Raw genomic sequence first — 381 nt, forward strand, 5'->3', positions numbered from 1 at the left:
TCGACGCGATGTGCACGTCGGTGCGCCAATAAGTGGTTTCGTAGTCCATCCCGAAGACCCAGTACGAAACCGCGCCATTGGCCATGGCCAGCAAGGCCAGCGCCAGGAGCAGCACGACCACGCGAGAGCGACTTGAGACGATGACGCTGATCAGCGCCAGGATGATGTAGGCGTGCTCCTCGATGCAGAGCGACCAGATATGGTCGAGCGCCCCTGCCCGAGCCACGAGAATGCCGGCATAATTGTAGGTGAATGTCAGCGCCGTCAGCGCGGCCTTCCATTTGAAGGCGAGGAACGTGCCGGAGAGCGCGATCATCGCGACGACTACGAAGACCAGAAGAGCCGGATAGATGCGGGAGAAGCGGCGTTTGAAGAATTTTT

The 381-nt window shown here is 59.6% G+C and carries 1 pseudogene; it reads right to left on the reverse strand.

The annotated features are described in order from the left end of the window. Positions 1–381 (reverse strand): annotated as a pseudogene (locus EOB36_RS34200) (acyltransferase); the annotation flags it as partial.

Origin of the sequence: Mesorhizobium sp. M6A.T.Cr.TU.017.01.1.1, assembly GCF_004023115.1 — a bacterium.
Taxonomy (GTDB): Bacteria; Pseudomonadota; Alphaproteobacteria; order Rhizobiales; family Rhizobiaceae; genus Mesorhizobium; species Mesorhizobium mediterraneum.